Annotated in this window: 18 protein-coding genes; 4 read left to right on the top strand and 14 right to left on the bottom strand. The window is 68.6% G+C overall.

Features of this window, described 5'->3' with window-relative positions:
- Positions 1 to 40 precede the first annotated feature (40 nt).
- Entirely contained in the window at positions 41 to 1,111 is a 1,071-nt protein-coding gene (gene cax, locus PKB_RS11755; protein WP_043251931.1) for a calcium/proton exchanger, read from the top strand.
- A 6-nt stretch (positions 1,112 to 1,117) separates the two neighbouring features.
- On the opposite strand, the gene PKB_RS11750 is transcribed toward cax, so the two are convergent.
- From PKB_RS11750 to PKB_RS11690, 13 genes are all read right to left on the bottom strand, one after another.
- Complete coding sequence (locus tag PKB_RS11750; protein WP_043251929.1) at positions 1,118 to 1,900, bottom strand: cyclase family protein; 783 nt, start codon at positions 1,898 to 1,900, stop codon at positions 1,118 to 1,120.
- On the bottom strand, positions 1,897 to 2,880 hold the full coding sequence (locus tag PKB_RS11745) for an NAD-dependent epimerase/dehydratase family protein (protein WP_043251927.1): 984 nt from the start codon (positions 2,878 to 2,880) through the stop codon (positions 1,897 to 1,899). The genes PKB_RS11750 and PKB_RS11745 overlap by 4 nt, the downstream gene beginning before the upstream one ends.
- Positions 2,871 to 3,863, bottom strand: coding sequence for a fumarylacetoacetate hydrolase family protein (locus PKB_RS11740; RefSeq protein ID WP_043251925.1), 993 nt, complete (start codon positions 3,861 to 3,863; stop codon positions 2,871 to 2,873). Before PKB_RS11740 ends, PKB_RS11745 begins: the two co-directional genes overlap by 10 nt.
- On the bottom strand, positions 3,860 to 4,432 hold the full coding sequence (locus tag PKB_RS11735; RefSeq protein WP_043251923.1) for a cupin domain-containing protein: 573 nt from the start codon (positions 4,430 to 4,432) through the stop codon (positions 3,860 to 3,862). The genes PKB_RS11740 and PKB_RS11735 overlap by 4 nt, the downstream gene beginning before the upstream one ends.
- Positions 4,433 to 4,443: 11 nt before the next feature.
- Positions 4,444 to 5,217 (bottom strand): SDR family NAD(P)-dependent oxidoreductase, encoded by a 774-nt coding sequence (locus PKB_RS11730; protein ID WP_043251921.1) that lies wholly within the window; start codon positions 5,215 to 5,217, stop codon positions 4,444 to 4,446.
- Positions 5,214 to 6,404 (bottom strand): MFS transporter, encoded by a 1,191-nt coding sequence (locus PKB_RS11725; RefSeq protein WP_043251919.1) that lies wholly within the window; start codon positions 6,402 to 6,404, stop codon positions 5,214 to 5,216. Before PKB_RS11725 ends, PKB_RS11730 begins: the two co-directional genes overlap by 4 nt.
- Positions 6,405 to 6,735: 331 nt before the next feature.
- The gene (locus PKB_RS11720; protein ID WP_052355243.1) at positions 6,736 to 9,222 is read right to left on the bottom strand and encodes an efflux RND transporter permease subunit; all 2,487 of its coding nucleotides are present in this window, start codon (positions 9,220 to 9,222) and stop codon (positions 6,736 to 6,738) included.
- Between the two features lie 3 nt (positions 9,223 to 9,225).
- Positions 9,226 to 10,281, bottom strand: coding sequence for a WD40/YVTN/BNR-like repeat-containing protein (locus tag PKB_RS11715; protein WP_043251917.1), 1,056 nt, complete (start codon positions 10,279 to 10,281; stop codon positions 9,226 to 9,228).
- 126 nt (positions 10,282 to 10,407) lie between these two features.
- The gene (locus tag PKB_RS11710) at positions 10,408 to 11,775 is read right to left on the bottom strand and encodes a DUF1329 domain-containing protein (protein ID WP_043251915.1); all 1,368 of its coding nucleotides are present in this window, start codon (positions 11,773 to 11,775) and stop codon (positions 10,408 to 10,410) included.
- A 14-nt stretch (positions 11,776 to 11,789) separates the two neighbouring features.
- Positions 11,790 to 13,472 carry a DUF1302 domain-containing protein gene (locus tag PKB_RS11705; RefSeq protein WP_043251912.1) on the bottom strand — a complete coding sequence of 561 codons (1,683 nt, stop codon included), beginning with the start codon at positions 13,470 to 13,472 and terminating at the stop codon, positions 11,790 to 11,792.
- 87 nt (positions 13,473 to 13,559) lie between these two features.
- On the bottom strand, positions 13,560 to 14,684 hold the full coding sequence (locus PKB_RS11700; RefSeq protein ID WP_043251909.1) for an FAD-dependent oxidoreductase: 1,125 nt from the start codon (positions 14,682 to 14,684) through the stop codon (positions 13,560 to 13,562).
- A gap of 138 nt (positions 14,685 to 14,822) precedes the next feature.
- On the bottom strand, positions 14,823 to 15,173 hold the full coding sequence (locus tag PKB_RS11695; RefSeq protein WP_043251907.1) for a Rieske (2Fe-2S) protein: 351 nt from the start codon (positions 15,171 to 15,173) through the stop codon (positions 14,823 to 14,825).
- Between the two features lie 3 nt (positions 15,174 to 15,176).
- A complete protein-coding gene (locus tag PKB_RS11690; RefSeq protein ID WP_043251905.1) occupies positions 15,177 to 16,118 on the bottom strand; it encodes a VOC family protein in 942 nt (313 codons plus the stop codon).
- 279 nt (positions 16,119 to 16,397) lie between these two features.
- Between PKB_RS11690 and PKB_RS11685 the strand changes: the two genes are divergently transcribed.
- Positions 16,398 to 17,345 (top strand): LysR family transcriptional regulator, encoded by a 948-nt coding sequence (locus PKB_RS11685; RefSeq protein WP_043251904.1) that lies wholly within the window; start codon positions 16,398 to 16,400, stop codon positions 17,343 to 17,345.
- A 39-nt stretch (positions 17,346 to 17,384) separates the two neighbouring features.
- On the opposite strand, the gene pobA is transcribed toward PKB_RS11685, so the two are convergent.
- Positions 17,385 to 18,569 (bottom strand): 4-hydroxybenzoate 3-monooxygenase, encoded by a 1,185-nt coding sequence (gene pobA / locus PKB_RS11680; RefSeq protein ID WP_043251902.1) that lies wholly within the window; start codon positions 18,567 to 18,569, stop codon positions 17,385 to 17,387.
- Positions 18,570 to 18,731: 162 nt separating this feature from the next.
- Here pobA and PKB_RS11675 point away from each other — a divergent pair, with 162 nt between their 5' ends.
- Complete coding sequence (locus PKB_RS11675) at positions 18,732 to 19,604, top strand: helix-turn-helix domain-containing protein (protein ID WP_043251899.1); 873 nt, start codon at positions 18,732 to 18,734, stop codon at positions 19,602 to 19,604.
- Positions 19,601 to 20,530, top strand: a complete 930-nt coding sequence (gene pcaQ / locus PKB_RS11670) for a pca operon transcription factor PcaQ (protein WP_043251896.1) — start codon at positions 19,601 to 19,603, stop codon at positions 20,528 to 20,530. The genes PKB_RS11675 and pcaQ overlap by 4 nt, the downstream gene beginning before the upstream one ends.
- Positions 20,531 to 20,623 lie beyond the last annotated feature (93 nt).

Here is a 20,623-nt window from a genome sequence, read left to right as displayed (position 1 = left end):
CTTCAAGGTGGCACCGGCGAACCCTCCAAGGAGCTCCATCATGCTCAACTGGCTGCTGGTCTTCGTTCCCCTGTCCATCGCCCTGGAGTACCTGGCGCCAGCCCACTACCTGCTGGTCTTCATCAGCGCGGCCCTGGCCATCCTGCCCCTGGCCGGCTGGCTGGGGCGAGCCACCGAACAGCTGGCCGCGCACCTGGGCGAAAGCGTCGGTGGCCTGCTCAACGCCACCTTCGGCAACGCCACCGAGCTGATCATCGGCATCGCCGCGCTGCAGGCCGGGCTCTATGACGTGGTCAAGGCGTCGATCGCCGGCTCCATCATCGGCAACATCCTGCTGGTCATGGGTTGCGCCATGCTCATGGGCGGCCTGAAGCACCATGAACAGCACTTCAACGAGATTGGCGCGCGCTCGCAATCGACCCTGCTCACCCTGGCAGCCATCGCCCTGGTGCTGCCGGCGGCCTACAAGGCTTCCACTGTGACCAAAGTGGAATCCGGCTCGCACTACCTGAGCCTGTCCATCGCCGTGGTCCTGTTGGTGGTCTACGCCCTCTTCCTGTTCTATTCGCTGGTCACCCACAAGCAGCAGTTCAGCAGCGAGGAGGTGGAAAGCCACGAGGAAGGCGCCGCGCCCTGGTCGGTCGGCAAGGCGCTGCTGGTGCTGGGCGTGTCCACCGTGCTGGTGGCCTGGGTGAGCGAGATCCTGATCGGCGCCATCGAGCCGAGCACCCATGCGCTGGGCCTGAACAACATTTTCGTCGGCGTCTTCGTGGTCGCCATCCTCGGCAACGCCGCCGAGCACGCCAGCGCCATTTCCGCGGCGATGAAGAACCGCATGGACCTGTCGCTGTCCATCGCCATCGGTTCCAGCGTGCAGGTGGCCCTGTTCGTCGCCCCGACCCTGCTGCTGGCCAGCCTGCTGGTCGGCCCGGCCGCCATGGACCTGGCCTTCCCGCCGGGCCTGGTGCTGTCGGTGCTGCTGGCCGTGCTGATCACCGGCGAGGTCGCCGATGACGGCCGCTCCGACTGGTTCAAGGGCGTGCAGCTGCTGGCCGTCTACCTGGCGCTGGGGCTGGCGTACCTGTTCTTCGCCGGTGGGCCGGCCGCGTGACGGTTTTCAATCCAGGATCGCTACAGCCCTGACGAAACCGGCCGAGGCGTGGCGGATCTTGTAGGGAAAGCAACTGACCAGGAAGCCATCGGGCGGCAACTGCTCGAGATTGGCCAGTTTTTCCATCTGCCCATAGCCGATGTCGCGGCCGGCCTTGTGGCCTTCCCAGATGATCGAGGCGTCGCCCGATTCGGCGAAGCGCTCGCGGGTGTATTTGAAAGGCGCGTCCCAGCTCCAGGCGTCGGTGCCGACCACCCGCACCCCGCGCTCCAGCAGATAGAGCGTGGCTTCGCGGCCCATGCCCACGCCGGCCTCCAGGTAGCCGGGCTTGCCGAACAGGCTCCCGGCACGGGTGTTCACCAGGACGATATCCAGGGGCTGCAGGACATGACCGATGCGCGCCAGCTCCGCTTCCACCTCGGCGGCCGTCACCACGTGGCCGTCGGGCAGGTGGCGGAAGTCGAGCTTCACCCCCGGCTGCAGGCACCAGTCCAGCGGCAGCTCGTCGATGCCGAAGGCCGGCTGGCCGCCGTCGGTGGTCGAGGCGTAGTGCCAGGGCGCGTCCATGTGGGTGCCGCTGTGGGTGGTGATCTGCAGGCGCTCGGCAGCCCAGGACTCGTCGCCCGGCAGGTCCTCCTTGCGCAGGCCGGGGAACATCGCGGCCATCTCCGGCCAGCCCTGCTGGTGGTCCATGTAGTCGATCTTCGGCAGCAAGGGCGGCGGATCGGTGTAGGGGTTGTTGTCGAGGGTCACCGACAGGTCGAGCAGACGGCGCTTGTTCAGGGTCATGCGGAAACTCCTTTGCGGGCGGCGGCGCGGCTGCGGCGCGGCGAGAGGTCGAGGGCATTGCGCAGCAGCGCGGCGGCCGATCCATCGTGGCGGAAGCCCAGGGCACGGGCCTGCGGTGTGCGCAGCGGCGGATAGCGGCCGAACAGCGCTTCCAGCGCCGCGTCGGGCGCGAAGGCGATGTGCTCGCGGCGGGCCTCGCCATAGGCGGCGGCCAGCGCGTCGAGCACCTGGGCGATGGACAGTTGCAGCACCGGCAGCTGCCATACGCGCTCGGCGCCGGGCTCGCGCAGCTCGGCGGCGTGCAGCAGGTTGTCGACGCAGCAGCGCGCCGACATCCACCAGGCCGTGGCCTGCGGCGACACCGGACAGGTGTAGGCATCGCCGGCGGCGTAGGCATGCAGCAGGTCGCTCATGAAGGCCGAGCGCAGGCCATTGGGTTCGCGCGGCCGGGCCACTATGCCCGGCAAGCGCAGGGCGCGACCGTCGACCTCGCCGCGTCGGGCCAGGTCGTTCAGCGCGGTTTCCACCATCAGTTTGTGCGCGGCGTAGGACAGCTGCGGGTTCGGCGCCTGGCCTTCGTCCATCCGCGCCGACAGCTCGCAGCCGTAAACGGCCACGCTGCTGGCGTACACCAGCACCGGCGGGCGCTCGCGGCTGCGCAGCTGCTGCAGCAGCTCCAGGCTAGCCTGCAGGTTGACCTGGTAGCCCAGCTCGTACTGGGCCTCGGCGGCGCCGCCGGGGATGCTCACCAGGTGGAAGACCACGTCGATGCCGTCGGCCAGTGCGCGGCGCAGCAGCGCCGGGTCGGTGACGCTGCCGAAATGCCGGCGCAGGCGGCGGTCGTCCGGCTGGCCGTCCAGCTCGCGGTCCAGCAAAAGCAAGGCCTCGATGGGCTGGCCGCGCAACTCGCCCGCCTCCAGCAGGCGACGCACCAGCTCGCGGCCGACGAAGCCGTTGGCGCCGGTGACCATCACGCGCATGGCAGGCCTCCTTGCACCACGCGCTGGTCGATGGCGCCGAACAGCGGCTCGCCGTCCTCGCCCTTCGCTTCCATGCGCACGCGGTCGCCGAAGCGCATGAAGCCGGTGCGCGGCGCGCCGTGGGCGATGGTCTCGATGGCGCGGCGTTCGGCGATGCAGGCCGAGCCCACCGAGCGGTCGGCGTTGGACACGGTGCCCGAACCGATCAGGGTGCCGGCGCTCAGTCTGCGCGTCATGGCTGCATGCGCGATCAGCTGGTGGAAGCCGAAGTGCATGGCGCCGCCGTGAGGGTGGCCGAACCATTCGCCGTTCCACTCGACGCTCAGCGGCAGGTGCACACGGCCCTCGCGCCAGGCGCCGCCCAGTTCGTCGGGCGTCACCGCCACCGGGGCGAAGCTGGAAGAGGGCTTGGCCTGCAGGAAGCCGAAGCCGGTCTTCATCTCCCGCGGTGCCAGGGCGCGCAGGCTGACGTCGTTGAGTTGCAGGACCAGGCGAACATGCCGCAACGCCTGGTCCGCCGTGCAGCCCATGGGCACCGCGTCGACCAGCACGGCGAACTCGCCTTCGAAGTCGATGCCGTGGGCTTCGCTGGGCAGCGGGATGTCGGCACGCGGGCCGAGGAAGTCGTCACTGGCGCCCTGGTACATCAGCGGGATGCTGTCGGCGCCGTCGATGGGTTCGAGGTTGAAGGCCTTCTGCATCAGCTCGCCGTGGCTGAGGAAGCAGGAACCGTCGAGCCACTGCCAGGCGCGCGGCAGGGGCGCGGCCAGGCGCGCCGGATCAAGGTCGAAGGCGCCCCCGACATCGTTGGCATTGAGGCGCTGGTAGAGCCGCTGCAGGTCGGCCTCCACGGCGTTCCAGTGGTCCAGCGCGGCTTGCAGGGTCGCCGCGATGCCGCTGGCATCCACCGCCCTTTGCAGGTCGCGGGAAACCACCAGCAGGCAGCCGTCACGGCTGCCGTCGTTCAGGGTGGCGAGCTTCATGGCAGCAGCTCCTTCAGGGCCTCGGCGTACTGGCCGTCGAGGAGGATGAAGACCATCCGCGCCATCGCTTCGGTGCGGTTGCTCCAGGCGTGGTTGGTGCCGCGCTGGACCACGATGTCGCCGCGCTTGAGATGGACCTCGCCGTCATCCAGCACCAGCCACACCTCGCCCTCGGTGACGATGCCGTAGTCGAGGGTTTCGGTGCGGTGCATCAGCTTGTGTTTCGACTCGGCCTTGCCGGTGCCGGCATGGGCTTCGCCGATCTCGGCGAACGCCGCTGCGGCGTCCTCGGCGCTGACCTGGTTCTGCAGGCTGTCCGGCGGGATGTCGACCACGCGGATCACGCTGCCCAGCGGGCCGGGGCTCAACTGCAGCGGCTGGGCGGTGGGGTCGTCGCCGTTGTCCAGCGGCGCCGGGCTGCCGAGGCTGTTCCACACCTCGTAGAACACGGTGCCGGGCACCGCCTTGAGCGGAAAGTTGTTCGGTGTCGGGCCACAGCTGGCGACCACCGCCTGGCCGCGGGCGTCGTGGCCGGTGACGACGCGCTTGAATGCAGGAAGCTGTTGCATGGTGTCTCCTTTCAGTTGCCGTCGCCGATGGTCGTGCCACCGTCGACGATGAGGTTCTGTCCAGTGATGAAGGCGCCACCCGGTGCGGCCAGCAGCAGCGCCAGGGCGGCCACCTCTTCCGCACGGCCGACGCGGCGCAGCGGCGTGAGCGCCAGGCGGCGCTGCATGACCTCGGGGTTGTCGGTAAGCGGGCGGGCGAATTCGGTGCGGATAACGCCGGGGCTGATGGCGTTGACGCGGATGTTCGCCGGCCCCCACTCCACCGCCAGATTGCGCGCCAGCTGTGCCAGGCCGGCCTTGGACAGGCCGTACAGGCCCAGGCCCTTGTTGCCGCGCACGCCCGCGATGCTGGCCATCAGCACCACGCTGCCACCGCCGTGCTCGGCCATGGCCGGCAGCAAGGCGCTGGTCAGCCAGAGCGCGCTGCGCAGGTTGACGGTGAGGGTCAAGTCCCAGTCGGCATCGCTGGCCGACGCGAGCGGCCCCATGTGCGGCGCGACACCGGCATTGCACACCAGCGCATCGAGGCGGCCGAAGTGCGCGAGCGTCCGCGCCGCCAGTGCTGCCACAGCCTCCTGTTCCCGCAAGTCGGCGGGCAGCGCCACGGCGTCGATGCCCTCCTCCGTCAGCGTCGCTACGGCGTGGTCGCAGTCGTCGGCGCTCTCGCTGCTGATCGTTAGATGCGCACCCGCGCGGCCGTATTCGCGGGCGATGGCCAGGCCGATGCCACGGGTCGCGCCGGTGATCAGCGCGGTCTTGCCGAAGAGGGAAAAGAGCTCGCTCATACGGCCTCCGCAGCCGGGCGCTTGCCGCCGCGGCGCAACAGCGCCAGGCACAGCGGCGCCAAGGCCAGCTGCACGATGGCGACCACCAGCAGCGCGCGGGGCAGCAACGGGTTGTCGCCGCCGGTCAGCGCCAGCACCAGCAGCGGGCTGACGAACTCGCCGGCGAAGATGGAGGCGGTGAAGCCGCCGGTGGCGCGGCCGCGCTGGGCGAAGTCGACCTGCAGCATCACCTGGGTGATCAGCGTCGGCAGCAGCAGGCCGATGCCCAGGCCGTTGACCAGCACCGCCAGCACCACCGGTGCGTGGCTGTCGGCCAGGGCCATGAGCGCCCCACCGGCGCCGGCGGTGGCGAAGCCCAGGGCCAGCAGGCGCGGCGCCGGCAGCCCGGCGAGCAGGCGGAAGCCCAAGGCTCCGGCGAGCACGCCGAGCTGATTGGCGCCCATGGTCATGCCGATCTGCTGCGGCGCGTCGACGTGCAGCAGTTGCAGCAGGTAGCCGGCCTGCACCGGGACGATGAACAGGCTCACCCCGGCCAACAGCGTCAGCAGGTACAACGGCGCCAGGCTGGCCCAGGGGAAACGCGAGTCGTGGGCGGCCGCTGGCGTTTCATGCCGGCCCTGCGGCTCCCAGAGCAACGCGGCCATCAGCGGCAGGCACAGCAGGCCGACAGCGTAGAGGGCGAAAGGCGTGCGCCAGCCGTTCTCGCCCAGCGCACCGCCCAGGCCCATGAACAACGCCGCCGACAACGAGGTGGCGACCATCTGCAGGGCGAACAGGCGCTCGCGGCGCTGGCCGTCGAAGTAGTCGCCCATCAGGGTGGTGCAGCAGGTCATGATCCCCGCCTCGGCCAGGCCGATGCCGGCGCGGCTGGCGACGATCAGCGGCAGCGACTCCAGCCACAGCGGCAGCAGCCCGCAGAGGGTGTAGAGCAGCATGCTGGCGAGCAGCAGCGAACGCCGCCCGATGCGGTCGGCCAGCACGCCCGCCAGGGGTGCAAGGAAGGCGATCACCAGCGCCGGCAGGGTCAGGGCGACCGGCACCAGCACGGCGGCGCCAGGGGTGTCGGCGAAGTGCGCCTGCATGCGCGGCAGCACCGGCGCGATCAGTACGGCGCCCAGCACCGGCAGGCAGCTGCCGAACAGCAGCAACAGGGCTTGCGCGCTTCCCGCGCGGCGTTCAGCGCTCATTGCGCACCTCCTTGAGGGGGAAGGCTCTGGCCTTGCCGGCGGGATCGCGGATGAATCCGCTCCTACAGCCCTCGGAGGCACGCGGCTGCACCTGTAGGAGCGAGCTTGCTCGCGAACCGACTCCGCCGCGGGGTTCATTCGCGAGCAAGCTCGCTCCTACGAAAAGCTTCTCGGCGCGGCGTTCAGCGCTCATTGCGCACCTCCGCGCTGCAGCACAGGCAAGCGCCATATTGGGCGAGGCCTTGGCGCAGTCCGGCGCAGAGACCGAGCAGCAGGTTCTTCAGGCAAGGCATGGGGCAGTCCTCGTTGTCGTTGTGCTTGTAGGAGGGACTCAACGGCCCTGGCCGGCGACCAGGGGCAAGCCGGCGTGCTGCTCGCAGCACTGGCGGCTGTGGTGCACTTCATCCAGGTGGTGCGCGGCGGCAGCCCGCGGCGCCTCGGCGCGGGCCTGCCGGTGCGGCAGCAGGAAGTAGGCGAGCGCCGGCAGCAGGACCAGGGCGCCGACCATGTTCCAGACGAACATGAAGGCCAGCAGCACGCCCATGTCAGCCTGGAACTTGATCGGCGAGAAGATCCAGGTGCCGACGCCGATGGCCAGGGTCACGCCGGTCAGCATCACCACCTTGCCGGTGAACAGCAGCGCCCGGTAATACGCCTCGGACAGGCTCGCGCCCTGGCGCAGCTGGGCCAACACGATGCTCATGACGTAGAGCGCATAGTCCACGCCGATGCCCACGCCGAGGGCGATCACCGGCAGCGTGGCCACCTTCACGCCGATGCCCAGGGCGACCATCAGCGCTTCGCAGAGGATCGAGGTCAGCACCAGCGGCAGTACCGCGCAGAGCACCGCGCGCCAGGAGCGGAAGGTCACCAGGCAGAGCAGGATGACCGCGCCGTAGACCCACCAGAGCATGTCGTGGTTGGCCTGTTTCACCACGATGTTGGTGGCCGCCTCGATGCCCGCGCTGCCGGCGGCGAGGAGGAACTGCGCCTGTTCGGAATCGTTGTCCTTGGCGAAGGCCTGCACGCTGTCCACCACACGGTTGAGGGTGTCGGCCTTGTGATCGGTGAGGAAGGCGTAGAGCGTCAGCAGGCTGCAATCGTCGTTGTACAACCCGCGCGGCGCGTTGGCGGTAACCATGTTCAGGGTCGCCTGGTTGTTCACCAGCTCGTACCACTTCGGACTGCCTTCGGAGAGACCGACCAGCACGCGGCGGTTGAGCAGCGCCAGCGAGTTGGTCGAATCCACGCCCGGCAGGCCGCGCAGTTGCCAGTCGAGGTCGTCGACGCGCTTGAGGGTGTCGTAGGTCGAGCAGGCGCCGGCCGGGGTCTTCACCATCACCGCGAAGACGTCGCTGCTGGCGCCGTAGTGTGCGGTGACGAAGGCGTTGTCGCGGTTGTAGCGCGAGTCCGGGCGCAGCTCGGGGGCGCCAGCGTCGAGGTCGCCGATCTTCAGGTTCAGGCTCACCGCATAGCCGCCAGCCGCCAGCAGCGCGGCGAGCACCACGCAGGGGCTGGCCCAGCGCCGGCGGGTGAAGAGGTCGAGGAAGCGCCACACGGCGTGCTTGCCCTGCCCGCTCGCCTCGGCTTCTTCGGCCCGCAGGCTACGGCGGGCCGCCATCGGGCTGACGCCGATATAGGACAGCAGGATCGGCAGCAGGATCAGGTTGGTGAAGATCAGCACCGCCACGCCGAGGCTGGCGATGACCGCCAGGTCCTGGATCACCTGGATCTTGATGATCATCAGCACGGCGAAGCCGACGGCGTCGCAGAGCAGCGCGGTGAGCCCGGCGAGGAACAGCCGGCGGAAGGTGAAGCGCGCGGCGACCAGGCGATGCATGCCGCGGCCGATGTCCTGCATGATGCCGTTCATCTTCTGCGCGCCGTGGCTCATGCCGATGGCGAACACCAGGAACGGCACCAGCACCGAGTACGGGTCCAGCCCGTAGCCCAGCAGCGGCAGCAGGCCGAGCTGCCAGATCACCGCCACCAGCGAGCAGATCACCACCAGCGCGGTGCTGCGCAAGCAGCGGGTGTACCAGTAGAGCACCGCGGCGGTAATGGCGATGGCGGCGGCGAAGAACAGCAGGATCTGCTTCAGCCCGTCGATGAGGTCGCCCACCACCTTGGCGAATCCGGTGATGTGGATCTCCACGCCTTGCGCCTGGTACTTGCCGCGCAGGCTTTCCAGCTCGTGTGCGAAGGTCGTGTAGTCCAGCGCCTGGCCGTCCGGGGTCTTCTCCAGCAGCGGCACGTAGAGGATGCTCGAACGCTGGTCGAAGGCCACCAGCTGGCCGATCTCGTTGGAGCGTTCGACGTTGCGCTTGAGCGCTTCCAGGCTGGCGGCGCCGCCGTCGTAGCCGTCGGGAATCACCGGGCCGCCCTCCAGGCCTTCCTCGGTCACGCCGGTCCAGCGGGTGGACGGCGTCCACAGCGACTTCATCGCCGCGCGGTCCACGCCCGGCAGCAGGTACACCTCGTCGTTGATTTGCTGCAGCACCTGCAGGTAGTGCTTGTCGTAGATGCCGCCCTCGGGGTTGGCCACGGCGATGCGCACGGCGTTGCCAAGCCCGGCCAGTTCCTGGCGGTGGGCCAGGTATTCGAGGATGAAGGGGTGCTCCTTCGGGATCATCTTCTCGAAGCTGGCGTTGAGGGTCAGGCGCGTGGCCTGCCAGCCCAGCAGCAGGGTCGCAGCCAGGCACAGCAGCAGGACCAGGCCGCGATGGTTGAACAGGGCCCGCTCCAGCAGCGAGCCGGAGGCGGAATCGAAGTCGTCGAGGCGGCCGCTGGACGGCGCGGGGGAAGTCGGGGCGTGCATGGTTCAGTCCGCCTTGGTGGGTGAAGAGGAAGCAGCCAGGCGACGCGCGCCGGCCATGCCGACGGCCACCAGGGTGCCGTCGGCGGCTTCGGTCGCGGCGGTCAGCGGCAGGCCATCGGAGACCGGCAACGGCTGCGCGGCGAAGCCTTGCAAGCCGCTGCGCAGGAGCAGTCCGGCCTGGTTCACCAGGAGCAGTTGCTCGCCGGCGACGCGGATGCCGTTGAGCGAGGCTGGGATCGGGTTGGCCAGGGCCTGGAAGCTCGCACCCTGGTCGGCGGAGGCGAACAGCTTGCCGCGCAGCCCGCCCACCAGCAGGCGGCCGTCGGGCAGCACGGCGGCGGCGAAGTAGCTGCCTTCATAGGGGCCTTGCAGCGCTTCGAAGTGAGCGCCGGCATCGCGCGAGCGCAACAGCAGGCCCTGTTCGCCGGCGACATAGAGGTCGTCGCCTTGCCGGGCCAGCGCGTACAGGTGCAGGCCACGCGGGTTGGGCAGATCACCCATCCGCGACTGCCAGGTGCGACCGCCGTCCTCGGTGCTCAGCGCCAGACCGTAGGCGCCCACGATCAGACCGTGCTTCGCGTCGGAAAAACTGAGCGCGAGAAAGGGTTTGTCGGCGCCGTCGGCCACCAGGCGTTGGGCGGCTGCGATACGGCCCGCCTCCCCCGCCGCCTCGGCGGCCTGCAGTTCCAGCGCGGCGGCACGCTTGCCGTCCAGCTGCAGGCTCCAGTGCTCGCCGCCGTCGTCGCTGTGCAGCACCGCCCCGGCGTGGCCCAGGGCCCAGCCGTGGCGGGCATCGACGAACTGCACGGCGGTCAGGCTGACGCTCACCGGACTCGGCGCCTGGCGCCAGTGCTGGCCATTGTCGTCGGAGAGCAGCACCACGCCGCGCTCGCCCACCGCCACCAGGCGGTCGCCGGCACGGGTCACGTCCTGCAGCACCGCCTGCAAGGCCTGGGGACCGAGCACGGCGGGCTGCGCCAGGACATCCACGGCGCCCGCCCAGGCCGGCGGCACCGCACAGCAGGCCGCCAGCAGCAGGCCGGAAAGCATCTTCTTCATCGCACGCAACCTTTGTTTTCTTGTAATCGGGCCCGAGGGGCCGGGTACAGCGAGGCCCCCGTAGGAGCGGGCCATGCCCGCGATTCGCGCGCATGGCGCGCTCCTACAGGAGTCCAATGCGAACGATCAGCGCACGCCCTCGCCCGCCATGGCGTCGGCGGTGAACACCGAGTCCTTGTAGGCCGGCACGATGCGGTACTGCTCGTTCTTCCCGGCGAACAGGTCACCGGCGAACCAGGCCCCGGAGAGCAGGTCGTAGAAGCCGTTGGTGAGGGTCACCACGCCCGGCAGGTCGGGCAGCACCACCGGCGAGGTCCAGAGCACCTTGGCCAGTTGACCGCGGGCGTCGTAACGCTCGCCGAGCACGGCGGCCCAGGTGTCCTCGTCGAGGTAGTAGGTGCTCTTGGGCATCACGTGGCGCTGGCCGCTCTTCAAGGTCGCTTCCACCACCCAGACGCGGTGTTTCTCCCAGCGCAGGGTGTCGGACTTCAGGTGGTGCGCGTCGAGCAGCGCTTCGGGGCCGCTGGCGGTGAACACCTTGTTGGCGTTGTAGGGGATGTACATCTCCTTCTTGCCCACCAGCTTCCAGTCGAAGCGGTCGACGCGGCCGTTGAACACGTACAGCTCGTCGAAGCTCATGACCCCGGCGGTGGCCGGCGTCGGCGTGTCGCAACAGGCGTTGGGCAGGCGGCGCACGCGGCGCTGGCCGGGCAGGTAGGTCCACACCGAAGCCTTGTCGGCGTTGAGGTTCTCAAGCCCGGTGATGGCCTCGCCGGCGCGCAGCGGCGGGCCGTCGTTGATCATGCGGATCGACCAGAACACACCCTTTTCGCCGCTGCCGCCGGGCAGGTACCAGGGCATCTGCAGGTCGGCGCGCGAATCGTTGGTCAGCACGTGCTTGCCGTCGGCGGTGGTCAGGTACTGGGTGAAGCTCGCGTGCCAGGACGCGCCGCGCCAGCGCAGCAGGTGGTTCCAGATGGCCTCGACACCGCTCTGCGGAATCGGGAACGGGATGCCGCCGGCGGCGCTCTCGGGCATGGGCCCGGCCGGGCCGTCGACCAGCTTGCCGCTGGTGGCGTTGGCGAAGGTGGCGTCGTACACCGACTGCGGCGCGGCGGCGCTGCGGTGGGTCGGGTAGACCTCCAGGCGGTAGCTGTCGGGGTACTTCTTCAGCATCGCCTGGATGCCCGGGGTGAGCTTGTCGGCGTACTGCGCCATGTTCTGCGCGGTGATGGTGTACAGCGGCTTGTCGCTGGCGTAGGGGTCGCCGCGCTTGCCGCCGTCCTTGTAGGCCGGGTCGACCTGGGTGTAGCCGCCGGTCCAGGCCGGGATGCTGCCGTCGGCGTTGCCGGCGCGCTCGCCGCCCAGGGGCGTGAGGGTGGTTTTCAGCTTGGCCGCCTCATCGGCGGAAACGGCAGCCATGGCGCCATGGGCGAACAGCAGGGAGGCACTCAAGGCAGTGAGCAGGGAAACGACTTTCTTGTTGTGTTTCATCGGGCAGTCCTCGGTCAGAAGGTGCGGCTGACGGTGAAGGCGATGAAGTCGCGGTCTTTCAGCGACTGTTCGAAGGTGTAGTTATTGCTGGCGTCGAGGAAGGTGTTCTCCGGGCCGTAGTAGTGCGTGTAGGTCAGGCCCAGGTTCCAGGTGTTCAGGTAGTTGCCCTTGAGGCCGATGTTCATGTCGCCGCCGTGGTCGGTGCCGAAGCCGGTACCCAATGCCTCGGAGGCGCCGTTGGTGTAGCTCGCGCCGATCGGCACCGAGAGGTCGAGGCCGGGGTAGATCTGCCGGTACATCGGTTCGTAGACCAGGCGCAGGCTGGTGGCGTCGCGGTCGGCGTTGGGGTCCACCGCATCGGCGCTCTTGGTGACGCTCATCACCCGGTTCCAGGCGATCTCGCCGAGGAAGCTCGACTCGGGCGCGATGACGTTCGGCTCCAGGCTGGCCAGCCAGGAGAAGTTGGCGTGCAGGGTGCGGCCGGTGGCATAGAGCGGGTCGTCGCTGTTGTTGATCGACTCGCCCACCGCCAGGCTGTGCTGGTTGGTGGAGGCCAGCGGCTGGTTCCAGCGGGTGGAGACTTCACCGGCGACGTTGAAGTTGCCCAGGGTGGTGGAGAAGCTGCCGCCCAGGGCCTCGATGCCTTCGGGGTAGACCCAGTAGTACTCGCCGGCCTTGCCGGTCAGCGGGTTGAGGTTGGCGAAGTCCGGGCGCACGTTCAGCTGCGGGTTCTTGTCGTGGAAGCGGATGGCGTAGACGCCCCAGTCCACCGTCTCGGTGCGCCAGCGCAGTTGCACGCCGCCCTGCCCCGAGTCCTTCGCCTCCTTGTCGTTGCCGTGGTAGAAGGCCAGCGGCTGGGCGCCGGGGAACAGCGGCGCGCCGATGAACATGCGCTCGTTGCCCTCGCCGAAGAAGTCGTCGGTGGAGAAGTAGCTGCCGGAGGCCGGCAGGCGGTTGGCCTCCCACTCGAACTGGTAGTAGGCGCCGATGGACACGTCGGGGGTCAGCTGCAGCTGGCCGGAGACCTGCTTGACCGGGCGGATCAGTTCCTTGAACTGGGTGTTGGGCACCGACAGGCCCTTGACCACGTCGATCGGGGCCATGCCGCCGGCGATGCCGTTCATGCCGTAGAACAGGCTCTCGCCCCACTGCATGGCGTACTGGCCGAGGCGCCCGGACAGCGGCATGTCGGCGACCTCGGTCTTGCCGAAGACGAAGGCGTCGAGCAACTCGCCCTTGCGCCCGTGCAGGGTGCGGGTGTCGTCGGTGAATTCGTCGTAATCGACCGAGTAGGCGTTGGCGCGGCTCGGGTCGTTGTTGTCGGTGCCGCGGTTGTAGACGTCGTCGTACCAGGCCGCGCCGCTCAGGCGCGCGCCGACGTCCTTGTACGTGAAGTCCATCTCCGAGAGCAGGTCGACGCGGTTGGAGATCAGCCCCTTGTCGAAGTTGCGGTCGCCGTCGTCCAGGTTCAGCGAGGTCTGGCCCTCGGTGAGCTTGCTGCTCTGGCCTTCGGTGCGCCAGGCGGCGCTGTACTTCAGGGTGTTGTCCCAGCGCGCCCGCATATCGGGGTTGCCGGTGTCGAATTCAAAGGCCTTGGCATCGGGCAGGCCGGCCGCCATGGCGATGATCGAAACGGCCAGGGCGAGGGGTTTGAGCGCGGGCAGCGTCGGCTGCCCAGCGAACTTGTGGGTCGACATCGAAGGCACCTCTTTATTGTTCTTGTGCGTGTGTGTTGGCGATGACCCCGGCGCGCCGGCAAGGCTGGGCGCGCCGGACAGGTGGAATCAGATGGGTCGCGCGGTGACCTCCAGCATCTGCTTGACCAGGCCGATGCGGTCGAAGGCGGGGTCGCGCTGCATTTCCTTCTCGCCGGCCAGCAGGGACTTCTCGGCGATGAACTTGCAGCGCTCGAAACGACGGTCCATGAAGCGTTGCAGCTGCTCGGCGAGGCTTCCGCCGGCGGTCAGCTCCTCGGCCAGGACCACGGCGTCCTCGATGGCCATGCCGGCGCCCTGCCCCAGGTGCGGGGTGGTGGCGTGGGCGGCGTCGCCGATCAGCAGCACCCGGCCGCGATACCAGGGCTCGTCGACGAACACCGCTTCGAGCGGCTTGTAGACGACTTCGGCACTGTCGGTGATCTGCTCGCGCAGCTCGCCGACCCCCCCGCCGAAGCCGGCCAGGCGCTGGCGCAGTCCTTCGGCCAGGCCGGCCGGGTCCATCCAGGGATTGCCCGGCTCGTGGGAGGTGGTGAAGAGGTACATGAGGTCGTCGGCCAGCGGCACCAGGCCGGCGTTGCCGGACGGTCCCTGGTAGTTGGCCAGGTGGTCGATCTGCGCCACGCGCTTGAAGTTGTGGCGCCACACCGACTGGCCGGTGAAGCGCGGCCGGTACTTGTCGCCGAACAGCAGGCCACGGACTTTCGAGAACAGCCCGTCGGCGCCGACCACCAGGCCATAGCGGCCCTGGCTGCCGTCGCTGAACAGCACGTCCACGCCGCTGGCGTCCTGCTCGAAGCTTTCCACCGACGTTCCCAGGCGCACCTGGGTGCCCAGCTCGATGGCGGTTTCGCTGAGCACCTTGTGCAGGGCGCGGCGCGAGATGCCGACGTTGGCCGGGTAGTCCGGGCCGGCCAGGCGCTGGCCGGGAATGCGCGCCAGCGGTTGGCCGTCGGTGGTGTAGATGGCTACGTCCTCGAAGGCGTAGGCGGCATCGAGGTAGGCGTCGAGCAGGCCCAGGCGGTGCATCTCGCGGACCACGTTGCTCTGCTGGATGATGCCCACGCCATAGACGGTCCATTCGGTCTTCAGCTCGACCAGCTCGACCGCGATTCCCTTGCGGCGCAGGGCGATGGCGGCGCACAGCCCGCCAATGCCACCGCCGACGATCAGCACGTTGCTCACAGTGTTCATGGCATCTCTCACGTCTTGTTCTTGTTGTCCGCTCCGCTGTGCGGGCGGCCGTTTCCTGTGCCTGGGCACAGCTTCCCGGCGGCGCCGGGATTTGACTAATCGAGTCCTCGGATGCGACCTATCGCGCCGCGCGATACCTCAGGGCGCCAGTTGCGCCAGCGGCACTAGCAGCCAGCCGTCCTCCACCCGGTACTCCAGCGCCCGCAGCGACTCGCCCAGGCACGGGCCGTAGACGCACAACCCGCTGTCGGGGAGGAACTCGGCGCCGTGGGCGTAGCAGCGGATGCGCTGGCCATCGACCGAGAGGAAGCGGTCCTTGCGGTACTCCATGCGCACGTCCAGGTGCGGACAGCTGTTGCGGTAGAGCCGCAGCTGCCCCTGGTGACGCAGGGCGAACAGGCTGTCGCGCCCGCGTCCCTGCGGGTCGAATCCACGCGCCTGGCCCTCTTCCACATCCTCGGCACGGCACAGCGCCGCGCACTCGTCCATGGCTCAGCCCTGCTTCGGCGGCGGGCCGCCCGGCGCCCACTTCTCGCGCGAGGTGAAGAGGAAGAGTTGCGAGTTGTCCGCCGACATCGGCGCCTGGCGCGCGGCCCAGGCGTCGTCGTGCTTGTCCATGTCGGCGTCGTACTCGATGTGGCAGCCCAGCGGGCTGTTGAAGTACCAGAACCAGTTGGAGCCCAGCAGGTGGCGGCCGGGGCCCCAGAAGCTGGTCCAGCCCTTCTGCTCGAAGCGCCGGCCGGCCAGCAGCACCTCGGTGCCGCTGCCCATGTGGAAGGTGAAGTGCTCGCAGCCCTGCATGTGCGGCGGGGTCTGGATCATGAACAGGCAGTGGTGGTCGTCCATGCCGGCGGTGCGCATGAAGGGGCCGACGCCGATGAAGCTGTCGGTGGTGACGAAGCCCAGGCGGTCGCGGTAGAACGCCTCGCCCTTGGCGGCATCGGGCACGAAGTACACGACGTGGGACAGGGTGCGCGGCACGGCCGGCATGTCAGGGGTGATGCCCAGCTGGTTGAGCGGGCGCTGCGGCGCGCTGCCGGGGGCGTTGGTCAGGTCGGCTGGCGCGCTGAACGGGCGGCGGCAGCTGACCTGGAAGGCGATGGCGAAGCCCAGGTCGTCGACGCTGTGCAGCACGCCTTCGGCATCGCGGCGCACTTCGCGGTCGCGGCCCAGCTCGTCGGCGATGGCGTCGAGGTCGTCGGAGGCGGCCACGCCATAGACGGTCTCGCGCAGCGACGGGGTCTGGCCGAGGGCTTTCGGCAGGCTCGCATCGTCGCCGCGGCGGATGACGATGGCGGTGCCGTCGAGCGCTTCGAAGCGCCCGCCGTTCTCGTCGAGTTGCACGGCCGTGAGGCCGTAGTCGCGCAGGCAATCGGCACAGGCCTGGATATCGTCGACGCCGAAGACCAGGGCGTCGAGGCCAAGGATGTTCATGGCTACCACTCCATTGAAATTATGCTTGGGCGCCGTGGGACGGCTGCCGGTGGTGAGTCACTGCAGCGCGGGGCTGCTCGACTGGGGCGCAGAGTGGAGCGGCGAGGATTCGCTGACTAATCGCGAGTGGGGATGCGAGGCATCGGCAATCGCGATACCTGGCGGCGCAGCCACTACGCCGGGCGATTGCCGCCCACTGGCGTGGCGATGGGGTTGACGTATCGGGAGTGCGGCAGGAAGGTATCGCGAAAATAACTACAACAAGCCTGAGCCATCGCCATGCGCTTCCACCACCTGGATTTGAATCTGCTGGTGGCGCTGGATGTGCTGCTCGAAGAGCAGAACATCACCCGCGCCGCCGAACGCCTGCACATGACCCAATCGGCCACCAGCGGCGTGCTGGGCCGCCTGCGCACCTTCTTCGAGGACGAGCTGCTGGTGCAGGTCGGGCGCAAGATGCAGCCCACCCCCTACGCGCTCGAACTGGCCAAGCCGGTGCGCGAGGTGCTGCTGACGATTCGCTCGTCGATCACCGCCAAGCCGGTGTTCGACCCGGCCAGCAGCAAGCGCCACTTCCGCCTGATCACTTCCGACTACCTGATCAGCGTGCTCTTCGCCCAGGTGATCCAGCGCATCCACCAGGAGGCGCCGCACATCACCTTCGAGATGCTCAGCCCCGGCGACAACAGCGCCGAGCTGCTGATGCGCGGCGAGATCGACCTGATGATCGTACCCGAGCGCTACATCATCGAAGGCCACCCGGCGCAGTTGCTGTTCGAGGAAGAGCATGTCTGCGTGGTCTGGCGCGACAACGCCCTGGTCGGCGACAGCCTGACCCTTGAGCAGTACATGCAGATGGGCCACATCTCGGTGGGCTTCGGGCGCAACCGGCACCTGAGCATCGAGGACTGGTTCATGAGCCAGTACGGTTTCAACCGCCGCCTGGAAGTGATCACCAACGACTTCAACACCCTGCCCCAGCTGCTGGTCGGCACCCAGCGCGTGGCCACCATGCACCGCCGCCTCGCCGAGCTCTACGCGCAGTACCTGCCGCTGCGCATGTTGCCGCCGCCGGTGCAGATCCCGGTGATGCGCGAATACATGCTCTGGCACCGCAGCATGGACGGCGACCCCATGCACCGCTGGCTGCGCGAGCGCATCAGCGCCTTCATCCAGCGCCTGGACCGCCCGGCGGAAGCCGCCGAGCCGGCAGCGGCCATGGCCTGAAGCCCGTGCGCGCGGTATTGCACCGCGCGCACAGCGGGCTCAGGCGACTTCTTCGAACGGCAGGCCGACGTAGTTCTCGGCGATGCAGGTGCGCCCGGCCTCGGACTCCAGGTAATAGGCCAGCTCGGTGTCGAGCATCTTGCGGGTGAAGGCGTCGCTGTCGGGGAAGCGGTGCAGCATGCTGGTCATCCACCAGGAGAAGCGCTCGGCCTTCCAGATGCGTCGCAGGGCCAGTTCCGAGTAGCGCTCCAGCAGGTCGACGCGCCCCTCGCCATACACCTTCACGAGAATCCGGTAGAGGCTGTTCACGTCGCTGGCCGCGAGGTTCAGGCCCTTGGCGCCGGTGGGCGGGACTATGTGCCCGGCGTCGCCGACCAGGAACAGCCGGCCGAACTGCAGCGGCTCGACCACGAAGCTGCGCAGCGGCGCGATGCTCTTCTCCAGCGACGGGCCGGTGACCAGGCGCGCGGCGGCGTCTTCGGGCAGGCGGCGCTTGAGTTCGTCCCAGAAGCGTTCGTCGGACCAGTCCTCGACCTTCTCGTCCAGACCGACCTGCAGGTAGTAACGGCTGCGGGTGTTCGAACGCATGCTGCTGAGGCTGAAGCCGCGCTCGCTGCTGGCGTAGATCAGCTCGTGGTTGACCGGCGGGGTGTCGCTGAGCAGGCCGAGCCAGCCGAACGGGTAGACGCGCTCGTAGGTCTTCAGCTTGTCCGCCGGGATGCTCTGCCGCGACACACCGTGGAAGCCGTCGCAGCCGGCGATGTAGTCGCAATCCAGGCGCACGGACTCGCCGTCCTTGCTGAAGGTGACGTAGGGTTTCTCGCCCTGCACGTCATGCAACTGCACGTCGCTCGTTTCGTAGAAGCTCAGGCCGCCGCTGGCCTCGCGCGCCTGCATGAGGTCGCGGGTGACTTCGGTCTGGCCGTAGACCATCACCGTCTTGCCGCCGCTGTGGCGCTTGAGGTCGATGCGCTCGCGGCGGCCATCGAGCACCAGCTCGAAGCCGTCGTGGACCAGCCCTTCGGCGTCCATGCGCTGGCTGGCGCCGGCTTCGCGCAGCAGGTCCATGGTGCCCTGTTCGAGCACCCCGGCGCGGATGCGGCCGAGCACGTAGTCGGGGGTCTGGCGTTCGAGGATGACGTTGTCGATACCGGCGCGCTGCAGCAGCTGGCCGAGGAGCAGGCCGGACGGACCGGCGCCGATGATGGCGACCTGGGTTTTCATTGTTGTTGTCCTCATTGTCGCGCGCCGGGCTTTGTCGAAGGCACGCCCATGGCGACGCTGTTGTTGTTTGACTCCTGCATTTTTGGTGGATGAATCGCGCCACAGAAGGCAATATCCAACAGATTGCATGGACTTTTCGTGGATAGCCTCGGCGCCCTATAGATGCACAAGACGTCCGCTCCGAATCCGGTTCCGGTGTTCCAGCTGTACGGCGAGACCCACGCCTGGCCGACGCCCGACCCCATCCATTGCGAGTCGATTCCCTCGCGCAGCAGCCTGTACGACTGGGAAATTCGCCCGCATCGCCACGCCGACCTGGTGCAACTGCTCTATGTGCGCAGCGGCGAAGCCGAGCTGGAGGTGGAAGGCGTCGTCACCCATGTGCGCGAGGCGACGTTGCAGGTCTCCCCGCCCCTGTCCGTGCATGGTTTCCGCTTCACCGCGCAGATCGACGGCTACGTGCTGAGCCTGGCCCAGCCGTTCGCCGAGGAATTGGCGCGCCTGCTCGACAGCCCGGTGCTGGAGGAGTCGCAGTGCTATGCGGCGGGCGAGGACGAGCGCTACCTGAGCACCCTTTTCGAATCCATCGACCGCGAATACGCGCGCCACGAACCGGGCCGCGAGCTGATGCTGCGCTCGCTGGTGAGTGCCCTGCTCGTCTGGCTCAGCCGCCGCCACCTGCAAGCCAGCCATGCCGCCGGCCCAGCGCTGGATCGCGGCCGCGAGCACCTGCAGGCGTTCCGCCGGCTGGTCGAGGCGCACTTCCGCGAACATCTGCCGATCGAGCGCTACGCCCAGCGCCTGGGCATCAGCACGGCACACCTGAACGCCCTGTGCCGGCGCCTGGCCGGGGTTTCGGCGTTGCAGCTGATCAACCAGCGCCTGCTGCTGGAGGCCAAGCGCAACCTGGTCTACACCGGCATGACGGTGCAGGAGGTCTCCGACCAGCTGGGCTTCTCCGAGCCCGCCTATTTCTCGCGCTTCTTCAAGCGCGGCACCGGGCAATCGCCCAAGGCCTTCCGGGAAAACCGATGAACATCGACTCACGCATCAAGTTCCGCCACCTGCAGTGCTTCCTCGAGGTGGCCCGCCAGGGCAGCCGGGCGCGCGCCGCCGCCCGCCTGGCGGTGAGCCAGCCGGCGGTGTCCAAGACGCTCAAGGAGCTGGAGGAAGTCCTCGCCGCACAACTCTTCGAACGCGGCAAGGGCGGCGCCGTGCTGACCGAGGCCGGCATGGCCTTCCTGCGCTACGCCGGGCCTTGCGTGCAGGCCCTGCGCGAGGGCGTGGAAAGCCTGCGCGGCGGCGAGTACCAGGCCAGCAGCGCGCGCCTGGGCGTGCTCTCGACCGTCGAAGGCGCCTTCCTCCCGGAGGTGGTGCGGCGCCTGCATGAGCGGCACTCGGCGCTGGTGGTCAGCGTGGTCACCGGGCCCAGCGCGCACCTGCTTTCGCAGCTGCGCGTCGGCGAGCTGGACCTGGTGGTCGGGCGCATGACCGACAGCCCGCAGATCCAGGGCCTGACCTTCGAGCACCTGTACAACGAACCCCTGACCCTGGTGGTGCGTGCCGGCCATCCGCTGCTCGACAAGCCGTTCGACACTGCCGCTCTGGAAGACTTCCCGATGGTGCTGCCGACCGCCGGCACCACCATCCGCAAGCGCATCGACAGCCTCTTCGTCGAGCACGGCCTGCGCCTGCCGCAGCGGCGCCTGGAAACCCTGTCGCTGAGCCTGAGCCGGCGCTACGTCGATGACAGCGACGCGGTCTGGGTGGCACCGACCGACGCGGTGCGCGCCGCCCTGCGCAAGGGCGAGCTGGCCGAACTGGCGCCGCAACTGCAGGAGGCCGGCGGTTCGGTGGGCATCTGCAGCAATGCCTCGCTGCCGCTCTCCCTCGGCGCGCACTGGTGCCAGGAGGTGCTGCGCGAGGTCGGCCGGGAGTACCGTGAGGGTGCCTATCCATAACCATTCAGTTATGGATAGACGACGCCTTTTCAATTTTCATACAGACGGAGACGACGGAAACTGCGGTCACTGCCTGAACGTTCCTACAGGTTT

It is taken from the genome of Pseudomonas knackmussii B13 (genome assembly GCF_000689415.1).
GTDB classification, from domain to species: domain Bacteria; phylum Pseudomonadota; class Gammaproteobacteria; order Pseudomonadales; family Pseudomonadaceae; genus Pseudomonas; species Pseudomonas knackmussii.
The sequence above is the reverse complement of the archived record's forward strand: the minus strand, read 5'-3'. Positions and strand labels throughout refer to the sequence as shown.